The 11,201-nt window shown below is 64.6% G+C and carries 8 protein-coding genes; 6 read left to right on the top strand and 2 right to left on the bottom strand.

Annotation, left to right across the window (positions count from 1 at the left end):
• The first annotated feature begins 312 nt into the window (after positions 1 to 312).
• The 4 genes from PQG80_RS26215 to PQG80_RS26230 are packed head-to-tail and all read left to right on the top strand — an operon-like array spanning position 313 to position 4,539.
• Positions 313 to 1,239, top strand: a complete 927-nt coding sequence (locus PQG80_RS26215; RefSeq protein ID WP_271754675.1) for a DUF4430 domain-containing protein — start codon at positions 313 to 315, stop codon at positions 1,237 to 1,239.
• Positions 1,236 to 2,126 carry an energy-coupling factor transporter transmembrane component T gene (locus tag PQG80_RS26220; RefSeq protein WP_271754676.1) on the top strand — a complete coding sequence of 297 codons (891 nt, stop codon included), beginning with the start codon at positions 1,236 to 1,238 and terminating at the stop codon, positions 2,124 to 2,126. The genes PQG80_RS26215 and PQG80_RS26220 overlap by 4 nt, the downstream gene beginning before the upstream one ends.
• On the top strand, positions 2,099 to 3,865 hold the full coding sequence (locus PQG80_RS26225) for an ABC transporter ATP-binding protein (protein ID WP_271754677.1): 1,767 nt from the start codon (positions 2,099 to 2,101) through the stop codon (positions 3,863 to 3,865). Before PQG80_RS26220 ends, PQG80_RS26225 begins: the two co-directional genes overlap by 28 nt.
• Positions 3,838 to 4,539: an ECF transporter S component gene (locus PQG80_RS26230; protein WP_271754679.1), complete on the top strand. Its 702-nt coding sequence runs from the start codon at positions 3,838 to 3,840 to the stop codon at positions 4,537 to 4,539. Before PQG80_RS26225 ends, PQG80_RS26230 begins: the two co-directional genes overlap by 28 nt.
• Before the next feature lie 14 nt (positions 4,540 to 4,553).
• Here the strand turns inward: PQG80_RS26230 and PQG80_RS26235 are convergent, their stop codons facing one another.
• Positions 4,554 to 6,560, bottom strand: coding sequence for a LuxR family transcriptional regulator (locus PQG80_RS26235; RefSeq protein WP_271754680.1), 2,007 nt, complete (start codon positions 6,558 to 6,560; stop codon positions 4,554 to 4,556).
• Between the two features lie 124 nt (positions 6,561 to 6,684).
• On the opposite strand from PQG80_RS26235, the gene PQG80_RS26240 reads away from it, so the two are divergent.
• The gene (locus PQG80_RS26240) at positions 6,685 to 7,473 is read left to right on the top strand and encodes a DUF3891 family protein (RefSeq protein WP_271754681.1); all 789 of its coding nucleotides are present in this window, start codon (positions 6,685 to 6,687) and stop codon (positions 7,471 to 7,473) included.
• Between the two features lie 753 nt (positions 7,474 to 8,226).
• Here the strand turns inward: PQG80_RS26240 and PQG80_RS26245 are convergent.
• The gene (locus PQG80_RS26245) at positions 8,227 to 9,573 is read right to left on the bottom strand and encodes a hemolysin family protein (protein ID WP_271754682.1); all 1,347 of its coding nucleotides are present in this window, start codon (positions 9,571 to 9,573) and stop codon (positions 8,227 to 8,229) included.
• Positions 9,574 to 9,942: 369 nt separating this feature from the next.
• On the opposite strand from PQG80_RS26245, the gene PQG80_RS26250 reads away from it, so the two are divergent.
• Positions 9,943 to 10,722 (top strand): MBL fold metallo-hydrolase, encoded by a 780-nt coding sequence (locus PQG80_RS26250; RefSeq protein WP_271754683.1) that lies wholly within the window; start codon positions 9,943 to 9,945, stop codon positions 10,720 to 10,722.
• Positions 10,723 to 11,201 lie beyond the last annotated feature (479 nt).

Genomic DNA, 11,201 nt, shown 5'->3' on the forward strand with positions numbered 1-11,201 from the left:
TCGCTGCGCCTCAAGCTACTGTACAGATGGAGTTAGTGCCCATATGTCACTATCGCCGCGCCCCAAGCTACTGTGCAGGTGGAGTTAGTGCCCATATGTCACTATCGACGCGCTCAAGCTACTGTGCAGGTGGAGTAAGTGCCCAAATGTCACTATCGACGCGCTCAAGCTACTGTGCAGGTGGAGTTAGTTCCCATATGTCACTATCGCCGCGCCCCGAGCTACTGTGCAGGTGGAGTTAATGCCCGAATGACCTATTGTGTTCCAGATTTACAGATGTCGCGCGGCTAACGCGAGGAGGGAATCTTAAAAGTGAGATCTTTAAAAAAATACCGCCTCGCGGCGTTGCTCCTGCTGCTCTCGGTCATGCTGATAGCAGCCGGCTGCAGCCGCTCCGATGACGATAACGCAGAGGCCGGCGCACCGGCGCACTCTAGCACCTCGGCACTGGCATCGCCTGCCGGCGACACCGTGCCGGCAGGCACCGAAGCTGCCGCACCGGGAGAGCCGGCGGAAGCAACGCCAGCGGCCTCCCCCGGCACATCCGCCACTGCCTCTGGCGACACCGCTGCCCCTGGCCACACGCCTGCCTCTGGCGACACTGCTGCCCCCGGCCAAACGCTTCCCCCTAGTGATACCGCTGCCCCTAGCGATACGCCGAGCGCAGGCCCCGCGGAGCCCGCCGGAAGCGGCCAAGTCCCGGTCAGCTCCGCCGACCCAAGCGCCGCTCCCGCACGGCCGACGCCTTCCGCGAGCGCCTTAACTCCTGGCAGCACGCAGCAGCCCGCATCGTCCGGCACCAAGCCCGCCGGCACTCCGGAACAACCAGTCAAGGCCTCGCCTTCGCCTTTTCCCAAGCCGCCCCAATCGTCGCAGGTCACCCTGTCGGTCGTCGGCGACGCCGATTCGGGCACGATTCTCGCGCCCGCGGCCGTGGAGCTGAAGGAAGGGGATAGCGTGCTCGACGTGCTGAAGCGCGCGACCCGCAGCCGCAAGATACAGATGGAGTACCAAGGCAAGGGCGGTGCAGCTTACGTGGAAGGCATCGATAACCTATACGAATTCGACAAAGGCGCGAAGAGCGGCTGGCTGTTCCGCGTCAATGGCGGATTCCCCGGCAAGAGCGCCGGCGCGTATAAATTAAAGGACGGCGACGTCGTGGAATGGCTGTACACGCTCGATATGGGCAAGGACGTCGGCAAAGGCGCGGACGAACCGGAGAAGGAGAGCGGCTCGTGAACGCAGGCGGATTCGCCGGCCTCCATCCGCTCGTCTGCTTCGTTTACTATGCCGGCGTCATCCTGCTCGGCCTGATGCTGGCGCACCCGGTCTACCAGCTTGCGTCGCTCGCGCTGCTGACCGCCCTGCTGCTCCTGCAGCGGCAAGGCCGCCCGCTCGCCCGCGCCCTCCCCTACTATCTGCTGGTCGGCGGGCTGTTCGCGATCGTTAATCCGCTGCTTTCCCATCGCGGGCGGCACATTCTCTTTTATCTATGGGATCAGCCGATCACGCTCGAGGCCGTCCTCTACGGCGCCATGATGATGATGACCATTCTCGCCGTCCTGCTGATGTTCGTCTCGTACCGCGTCGTGATGACGACGGACAAGTTCATGTATTTGTTCTCAGCCGTGCTGCCGCAGACGGCCCTGCACGTCTGGATGACGCTGCGATTCATCCCGCTGTTCGCGCGCCGGTTCCAGCAGATCGAGCTGATCCAGCGCTCGCGGGGCATCGACATGCGGACGGGCGGTCCGATCCGCAGGCTCCGCAATGGCGCGGTGCTCCTGCGCATCCTCATGACCTGGTCCCTCGAGGACGCGATGCGCACGGGAGACTCGATGAAGGCGCGAGGCTACGGCACCGCCAAGCGCACGGCTTTTTACCCGTACAGAATGGACAGGCGCGACCGGATCACGCTCGCGATCCTCGGCTTGCTGCTGCTGCTCGCGCTGGCGGGCTGGCGAGAAGGCTGGGGGCTTCTGACGCTCTATCCGCGCATGGAATCGCTCCGGCTCGCCGCGTACGAGCGCATTCACTTTGCGATATTCCTGCTGTTCGTAGGCATGCCCATACTATTCGAGGCAAAGGAGAGGTACAGATGGAGATCGTCGCGACGCAGCGCCTGACCTTCCGCTATCCGGACGCGGCCCTGCCCGCGCTGAGCGAGATCGACCTGTCCATCGGCAAAGGCGAGTTCGTCGTGCTGTGCGGGGCTTCGGGCTCCGGCAAAACGACGCTGCTCCGTCATTTCAAGCGGGAGCTGGCGCCCGTAGGCGAGTCGTCGGGGATCGTGCGGTACGACGGCCTGCCGCTCGCGGAACTGCCGGACGGACGCGCGGCCGAGGAGATCGGCTTCGTCTTCCAGCATCCGGAGAGCCAGGTCGTCATGGATACGGTCTGGCACGAGCTGGCGTTCGCGATGGAAAATAGGGGCTATCCGCTCGTCGTCATGCGCCAGCGGCTGGCGGAGCTCGCGAGCTTCTTCGGACTCGAGCCGCTCATGCAGCGCTCCGTGCACGAGCTGTCCGGCGGGCAGACCCAGCTCGTCAACCTGGCGTCCGTGCTCCTGCTTCAGCCGAGGTTGCTGCTGCTCGACGAGCCGACGTCCCAGCTCGATCCCGTCGCCGCGCGCGAATTCGTGCACCTGCTGCGCCGCCTGAACGAGGAGTTCGGGGTGACCGTCGTCGCGAGCGAGCATCGCCTGGACGACATTCTGCCGCTGGCGGACCGGCTGATCGTGATGGAGGGCGGCCGCATCCGGCACGACGGCGCTCCCGGAGACGTGTGCGCGCGGATCTGGGCCGCCGGCGACGCGCGGGAGCGGCTGTACGTGCCTTCGGTAGCGCGGCTTCTGGCGGCTGTAGGCGCGGCGGAATCCCCCGCCGACGGACCGCTGCCGCTCACCGTACGCGAAGCGGTCGCCGCGCTGGATCGGCTGGCGAGCGGCCGCTCGGGCGATCGTGCAGATGGAGGCAGGCCTTTTGCCGCCGCCCCCCCGGATCTTGCAGCCGGCAGCGCTGACGTTGCCCCGAGCGAAGACGCCGGCGCCGCTCGCCAGCGCCGCCTGTTCCGCCCGGCCGCCCGCCCCGCCTCGGACGCGCCGTCCGATGTGCTCTCCTGCCGCGAGCTCACCTACCGCTTCGAGCGCGAGCTGCCCGACGTGCTCCGCGGCCTGTCGCTGCAAGTGCGCGAAGGCGAGCTGCTCGCCGTCCTGGGCGGCAACGGCGCGGGCAAATCCACGCTGCTGCAGCTCATGGCAGGCCTGCGCAAGCCGCAGCGCGGCAAGATCGCGATCGCGCCAGGACGCAGGCTCGGCTATCTCGCGCAGAATCCGATGCTGTACTTCAGCAGCGACACGGTGCGCGAGGAGTTCTCCCGCGCGGCCGAGGACGCTGGCTACAAGGGCGGCGCGGCCGCGGCGGAGATCGCCCGGTGGACCGACGCGTTCGGTCTCGGCGAACTCGCGGACCGGCATCCGCACGACCTCAGCGGCGGCCAGCAGCAGAAGCTCGCGCTCGCGCTTGTCCTGCTGCCGAGGCCCGATATCCTCTGCATCGACGAGCCGACCAAAGGTCTCGATCCCGTGGCCAAGGAAGCCTTCGCCGCGCTGCTCCGGCAGCTGCGCGAGGACGGAATGACCATCGTCATGGTGACGCACGACGCCGAGTTCGCCGCCCGCCATGCGGACCGCTGCGCGCTGCTCTACGGCGGCGAGATCGCGGCCGAGGCGGAGCCGCCTCTCTTTTTCGGCGGCAACTACTTCTACACGACGGCCGTAAACCGGGCGGTCAGGCACCGCTATCCGGACGCCGTCACGGCAGAGGAGGTCCAGCGCAGATGGTCAGACGAAGCCAAGCGCTCCTAATCGCCGCCGCCATACTGGCTATCGCCCTGGCCGTCGCCTCGGCGGTCTGGGACGGCCACTACCTGCTCCTGTCGGCCGTCGCGATGACACTGGCGATGACGCCGCTGCTCGTCCGCTTTGAGCGCCGCCTGCTCGAGCCCCGCGAGATCGCGATGCTGGCCGCGCTCGCAGCGGTGGCGGCGCTCGGGCGCATCGCCTTCGCGCCGCTGCCGAGCTTCAAGCCGACGTCGTTCGTCGTCATCGTGGCGGCGCTTGTCTTCGGCGGCGAGGCCGGCTTTATCGTAGGCGCAGTCGCGGCGCTCGCCTCCAACCTGTTCCTCGGCCAAGGCCCGTGGACGCCCTGGCAGATGTTCGCCTGGGGCATGGTCGGCGCCACGGCGGGTTGGCTGCGCCATACGCGCTTCATGAAGTCGCGGATCGGCCTATGCCTCTTCGGGTTGGCCTGGGGCTTCCTTTTCGGATGGATCATGAACGTGTGGTCGCTGCTCAGCCTCCCCGACGCCTTCGGCTGGGAGCTGGTCGCGATCACCTATGCCCAGAGCTTCTACTTCGACCTCGCCCACGCGGCTGCCAACGTGCTCTTCCTCGGCTTCTTCGGTCTCAGCTGGGTACGGCTGCTCGATCGGATCCGCAAAAAGTATGGGCTGCTCGAGAATCGAGATGGCCGCCGCTAGGTCCCCCGCCGTCCTCAGGGCTCTTCGCGGAGCAGCGCAGCCTCGTAGCCCGCGAGCCGCTTCATGAGCAACCCGCGGCTTTTGCAGCCGCTCTTGCGGAGAAGGCTGGACACGTGCTTTTTGACGGTGATCTCGCTCACGTACATCCGCGCCGCGATCTCCGGATTGGATAGACCCTGCAGCAGAAGCCCCGCCGTCACCCGCTCGCGCGCCGTAAACGCGTACGGAGGCTCCAAAATTTCCTCCGTTCGCCCGAGACGTCTGGCGATCAGCTTGCGCACATGCGCTTGTCTGCCCTCTCCCCGCAGGTCAGCGGCGTACGTACGGGCCGGCTGCCCGGCCCCATAGTCTTCATGGTCGGCACCCTCCACCGCCTCCATCCCGATCGACAGAAGCAGCTCGCGGTAAAAGGGATGCGGCGTCGAACACAGCACCAGTCCGCCCGACGCCAGATAACCTACCGCTTCCTGGATGAGCTCCGATCTGGCGCGCGCGTCTGCCGAATCCGCCGTGTCGATCATGCGGATGTACCAGCCCGCAGGCGACTCCGGCGGCGCGGCGAGCGCAAGACGATCCGCAATCGACAAGGTACGGAAATAAGCCCGCGTCACTGGTCGGCCGGCCAGCAGATCGAGCGTGTGCCTGTGGATCGGGATCGCGGCGAACAGCCCGATCATGCGCCCGGCGGCTCCGCGCAGCAGCTTCACCGAGTCGAGTCCGAGCGCGAGCCAGTCCGCCGCGTTCGCCAGTCGTCCCCGCGCGGCATCCTGCTCCGCGGCCATCTCCAGCGTATAGGCGGCATCGGATTCGTAGTCGACGAAAGCCTGCGCTTTGCGGCGCGGCTCCGACCGCCTCCGTTCGAGATAAGCCGCGACCTCCGGGTAATTGCGCGCGTCGAGCGTTTCCATCCTATAGGCAGAGCCGCCCGGAGGCACGGCCATCACCGCCCGCAGCCGCGAGTCCGCCACATGATAGACCAGCTCCTGCATGAGCCATGCTGCGCGATTGGGATCGCGTTCCCGGCCGAGCCGGCCCTCGTAGTCGGTCATGCAGCGCTCGCGGGCCGCACGCCACGCCTCGGGGCGTTGCGCCCGGAACTCTGCCTGCAGCGACTCCCGCGCCAGCTCGTGCAGCTGCCAACCGCGTCCGCCCCGCGCCGTGCAGGGCAGCCGCAGCAGCTCTTCAAACGTAGCGGCATCAAGCGCGTCGCCGCAAAGGAAGGCGAGCGTCTCATAGTCGAAGGCGCGCGGGATCGAAGCATGCCAGGCAACCAGGCGAAGCATCGGGCTGCCGCTGCCGCCAAGCCAATCCTCCGCCAGGCTCGCCAGATCGGGAAAAGCAGGGCCTCCCGCCGGCAGCGCGGCGATCCGGCTCAGCAGCAAGGGCATGCCGCCGGACCACGCGGCAGCGTGCCGGCGATCCGCCTCGTCGGCGATGCCGAGGCGGTCGAAGTATCGTCCCATCTCGCCCCGCGACAGCGGCCCGAGCGGCAGTTCGAGGCTGAGACCGCGCCAGGAAGGCGAGTCGCGCCAAGCCCCGTCCGGCGGGCGGCGTCCCGCCAGCACGACGATTACTCGTCTGCCGAGCGCCGGCAGCAGCGCGCCCCGCAGCCAACCGTCCAGCGAGATGCCGCGCTCCGCCGCATCGATCGCCAGCACCGCGCCGCGATCGCCCGCCAGCTCGTTGATCGCGCTCGCGACTTGCGTATGCGCGTGCTCCCCGAGCGCTTCGCCGATCGCTGCGGCCGCGCTCTCCGGCGTCGGCGACACCACTGTCAGATCTAGACCGATCCACGGTATGGCGCGGTCGTCCGCCAGCTCCCGGAAGCGGCCCAGCAGCCAAGTCTTGCCGATGCCTGCAGGGCCGAAAACATGCACGATCGGCGTACGCCGGTCGCAGTCGCCCAGCAGCGAGGCAAACGCTCGCAGCTCCGGCTCCCGGCCTACGAACAGCGCCGACTCGATCCTTAGCAGCTCGTCGCCGATCCGAGCGTCGGACGCTGCCGCCCTCTTTTCTGCCATCCGTTAAACCTCCCCAACTGCCGGCTTACATGGCCGTCCTCGCATTTTTATACTATCGTATACTAGATAGCCGCCTCGTTCGATGATATCTTTTCGTTATCGAAGCCAAGAGGGGGGAATGAACATGATCGTCAGCGCCTGGGAAGGCCATTTCCGTATGACGACCAATGACGAGCACGGCCGCTTGGCGGGTCGGCTCGCCGGCTTGCTCAGGCAGGAGCTGCTGCCGGCTGGGGAGCGTACGGAGGAATTCGTCTATGCCACGGCAGAGCATGATCGCGGTTGGATCGGTCTCGACGAGGTACCGCTGTGGAACGACAAGACGAAGCGTCCGTTCTCCGTGGCGGATTATCCGCTCGGGCTACGGCTGCCTTTTTACAAGCGGGGGATCGCAGAGGTCGAAAGGCAGAGCGCGTATGCGGCGCTGCTATGCAGCATGCATTATACGAATCTGCCTCCGGAATTTTTGACGCACGTCGTGGGCGGTGTGCCCGCGGGCTTGCCCGCCGCGATCGCGGAGGAAAAGGACCGTCAGCGCCGTATCCGCGGCAACTTGGGTCTCGAATCGGCGGAAGAGACCGCCATGATCGCAGCGCATCTCGGCCTGCTGCAACTCGCCGATACGCTCTCGCTTCACCTCTGCGCCTCGATCGGCGCCGATCAGGGCGACATGTCCGCGCCGTTCGCCGGATTGTTCCTGCGCGCCGGCGCAGCGGCGACGGGCGGCGGGATCTCCCTGACGCGCGCCGCCCCCGGCGAATGGATGCTCTCCGCCTCGATATTCGGCGAGCCGGTCGCAGCGTCGTATCTCGCGCGTGATGTCCCGTCGTCTCTCATCGCGGACAAGGGCATCGCAGCCGCCTATGAAGAGACGCCGCTGAAGGAGATTCAGTTGATCCTTCGCCCCGAATAAACGAATAAACGCCCAAGACAAACAGAACACCCGGTTAACAGCTGATAACCGGGTGCCCTACTTTTCTTTTTCCATATTCAATTGTCTCAGGACGCTCCCATCTTAAGTTTCGGAAGATTTAGCCACATCCGCTTACGCTTGATCGTAATCTTCTTAGACTTCATTTTTTAAATTGACCTCCAAGGTCGTACAAGCGTTCGTGCGGTTAAAGCGTCTTGCCGGCGCTCGTGCGCCCGTTTCCCGAGAGAGTGATTTGAATTCTTCCTTCTTTCGCGTTCAGTTTTTAGTTCCGCTTTTCTTTCATTTTCATGTTCCGTTTTTCCTTCAATCTACCGAAGAGACGTCCTGCTTGTTCGTACACGTTGGATTCCCGCATATCCGGACCGCCATGTTACCGATTCGCCGGGCGGCTGCGCTTGCTGAATTCCGTTCGCTGCGGATATGCTTCGCTTACCTGGCCCAATGGACTATCCCCTTTCCTTTTGATGCCCTCATTATAAGACAGCGGATTCAATTCATCAAATATTCAGATTATTCATAAATCCCCTTGAGCGGGCAAGAGCCCGCATAAGCCTGGCACATTCTCCCTGTTGCCTTGAAATGCTCCGTTTTTCGCTTTATTTTACACAAATCGAGATGAATTTTTACAGTCGATGCCTTGACTGCGGCAGTCGCAGACGAAGCGCCCCGCGCGACAGACGCCAAAGAACCGCACAATCGCTGTGCGGTTCCCGTCATGCATGACTCGGTCTCTTAAGAGTGATGGTCCGCGGTGCTCTGCGCCTCCTGCGACGCCCTCGCCATCGCCGGCGCGGGACGCACGTTGATCCGTTTGATCTGGCGACTCTCCATCTCCGCGACCGCGAAGATATAGGATTCCGCCGACACCTCTGCGCCCGGCAGGGCCTCACCGAGCTCGGACATGAGCCAGCCCCCCAGCGTGTACACGCCCTCGTCGTCTTCGATATCCGTCTTGAGCAGACGGTTGGCTTCCTCGATCATCAGCGTGCCGCTCAACTGGTACTGGCCGTCCGGGAGCTGCTGAATCAGCGGTCGGCCGTCCTCGTCGCGCTGCTGCCGGCGTTCGCCCACGATGCGCGCGATGATGTCGCGGATCGTGACGATGCCCGACGTGCCCCCGTACTCGTCGATCAGCACCGCCATATGAATGTCCTTCTTTTGCATCAATAGCAGGATCTCCTGCACCGACACCGTATCGAGCAGCTGCAGCACCGGTTCAATATAGGGCCGGACGGGCATGTCTTTCTCGGCGGAATGGCGGATGTAGGCGGTAAGCAGCTCCTTGTAATCGATCAGGCCGACGATCTTATCCTTGTCGCGGCCCGCCGTGACCGGATACAGATCGTAAGCGTCGAGCGCGGTGCGCGCCACCACCTCCTGCACGGTCTCGCTCTCATCGATGAATGCCACGTCGCGTCGCGGAATCATGATCCCTTTGGCCACCATATCGTCCAGTTCGAATATATTCGTCACGTACCGGAACTCCGAGGAGTTAATGATGCCGCTCTTGTAGCCTTCCGACAGAATGAGGCGCAGCTCGGCTTCCGTACGGGTGTTGTCCATCTCGGAAAGGGGCTTCATGCCGAACAAGCCCGTGAGCAGCCGCGCCGACTGGTTGAGCAGCCAGCTGAACGGGAAGGTGATCTTGAAAAAAATCATGAGCGGCCGCGCTAGCGCCAGCGCAAGCGACTCGGCCTTCTGGATCGCCACGATCTTGGGCAGCAGCTCTCCGACTACGACCTCGAGGAACGTCAGAATAAGGAACGCGATCACGAAGGAAACGACCGTCTCCACCGACTCCGGCAGCGCGAACAGACCGAAAACGGGACTCAGCAGGTGCTCCACCGTCGATTCGCCCAGCCAGCCGAGCGCCAGATTCGTGAGCGTGTTGCCGAGCTGACAAGCAGATAAGTACTCGTCCAGCCGAGCGACGATCTGCTTCACCGCCGCCGCCTTCTTGTTTCCCTCGGCGACCATCTGCTCGATGCGGCTCATCCTCGCGCGGATGACCGCATATTCCGCGGCCACGAAAAAGGCCGTGCATGCGATCAGCGCCAGCACGATTATCGTATTGACCATCGTCCGTCTCTCCCCTTCCGCGTCGTCCAAGATCGGATGGTACTACTGTACCCTGAACCGCGCGGATCGAAAGAAAGACGACGGACGATCGCACCGGATTCTACGCCACGCCGCCCCCGGGCGATTCATCGCTTTACGTCTCGGTCTCCGTCGCTTCGCCGCGCCAATCTCGTTAGCATCCCGAGAAACGCGCTCTTCTCCCCTTCCAGCATTCGTCGCGATTATGCACCTCCCGTTGTCATACGCTGCTCCTCTGCCACATTAGTATGCATAATTCGACCACCTCTGGAAAATCTACTCCAATCAAAGGAAGCGTTGCGAGGTCGCGGGAGAACGCGAAGGCTTCCGAGAGAGAAAGGGCGCGAATATATGCTTGAAAACGGACTTCCCCGCGATGTCGCAGGATTGCGGACGCTCATCGCGAACGTCGTGTTCATCGGCGAACCGGGCGGCGGCGCATGGACGCTGATCGACGCCGGCGTCATGAGCTTCGCGGACGACATCGCCGAAGCGGCAAAAGAAAGATTCGGAGACAGCCCCCCGAAAGCGATCGTGCTGACGCACGGACACTTCGACCATGTCGGATCCCTGCGCGGCCTCTTGCAGCGGTGGTCGGTGCCGGTGTACGCGCACCAGCTGGAGCTGCCGTACCTGACCGGCGCCAAGGATTATCCCGAAGCCGATCCCGACGTCGGCGGCGGGCTGATGTCTCGAATCTCTCCCTTGTATCCGCACAAGGGAATCGATATCTCGGACGTCGTACGTCCGCTGCCGGAGGACGGCAGCGTGCCGGGCTTGCCCGAATGGCGCTGGGTGCATACGCCGGGGCATACGGAAGGCCATGTCTCGCTCTACCGCGAGCGCGACCGGACGATCGTCGCGGGCGACGCCTTCATCACCGTGAAGCAGGAATCCGCCTTCGCGGTGCTCATGCAGGAGGAGGAGATCCACGGTCCGCCGGCGTACTTCACCTTCGACTGGGGGCATGCCGCAGACTCGGTCCGCAAGCTCGCGGCGCTGAAGCCCGCGGCGGCGATCACCGGCCACGGCAAGCCGATGGCGGGCGAGGCACTCGCGTCCGGGCTGGCGGAGCTGGCCCGAACGTTCGAAGCGCGCGCGGTGCCGCACGGGGGAGACGTGGGGCGTTAGCTGGAACGGACGACCAACGGCGACGGCGACGGTGATGGCGCCCGCCATGCGCCATCGCCTTCACTACGAGAGGCGATCCGCCCCTTAGGTGCCCGCCATGCGCCGTCGCCTTCACTACGAGAGGCGATCGGCTACAATGGCGCCCGCCATGCGCCGTCGCCTTCACTACGAGAGGCGATCGGCTACAATGGCGCCCGCCACACTCCATCGCCTTCACTACGAGAGGCGATCGGCCCCTTCGGTGCCCGCCATGCGCCATCGCCTTCACTGCGAGAGGCGATCCGCCCCATACCGTCCTTTCCGCCCAGTCCGCTACTTCGCCCTCGCGGCGAGGCTCAGTCGCTCGCAGCTCCGCTCGGACATTTCTTTCCTGCCGCGCGTCCGGAACCGGCGATCCACCGACACCACCCCCGGCCCGCCGCAGCTTCCCGCCCCATCGGCCCGCGCATAACGGACATATCTTGCGAATACGAGAGGAC

Origin of the sequence: Cohnella rhizoplanae (genome assembly GCF_948329515.1) — a bacterium.
GTDB classification, from domain to species: domain Bacteria; phylum Bacillota; class Bacilli; order Paenibacillales; family Paenibacillaceae; genus Cohnella; species Cohnella rhizoplanae.